This window comes from Enterobacter cloacae complex sp. ECC445, assembly GCF_021892025.1.
Classification (GTDB): domain Bacteria; phylum Pseudomonadota; class Gammaproteobacteria; order Enterobacterales; family Enterobacteriaceae; genus Enterobacter; species Enterobacter chengduensis.
Map to the genome: position 1 here is coordinate 1 of NZ_JAKLRZ010000063.1, position 590 is coordinate 590.

General features: G+C 52.0%; 1 protein-coding gene. It reads right to left on the minus strand.

Going from position 1 to position 590, the window contains the following annotated elements; genetic code table 11:
• A partial coding sequence (locus L6R44_RS24835) for an EF-Tu/IF-2/RF-3 family GTPase (RefSeq protein ID WP_237425703.1) occupies nt 1-590 on the minus strand: 590 nt, incomplete at both ends.

Genomic DNA, 590 nt, shown 5'->3' on the forward strand with positions numbered 1-590 from the left:
CCGCCTTCGTCTTTGGACAGGATGTACACTTCAGATTCGAACTTGGTGTGTGGCTTGATTGAGCCTGGCTTCGCCAGAACCTGACCACGTTCGATTTCTTCACGTTTGATACCACGCAGCAGAACACCAACGTTCTCACCAGCACGGCCTTCGTCCAGCAGTTTGCGGAACATTTCAACGCCAGTACAGGTAGACTTCGCAGTCTCTTTGATACCAACGATTTCAACTTCTTCGCCAACTTTGATGATACCGCGCTCTACACGACCGGTAACAACGGTACCACGACCGGAGATGGAGAATACGTCTTCGATTGGCAGCAGGAATGGCTTGTCAATCGCACGCTCTGGTTCTGGGATGTAAGAATCCAGGAAGCCAGCCAGTTCGATGATTTTCGCTTCCCACTCTGCTTCGCCTTCCAGCGCTTTCAGCGCGGAACCACGAACGATTGGGGTGTCGTCGCCTGGGAAATCGTACTGAGACAGCAGTTCACGAACTTCCATCTCTACCAGTTCCAGCAGCTCTTCGTCATCAACCATGTCGCATTTGTTCAGGAACACGATGATGAAAGGAACGCCTACCTGACGACCCAG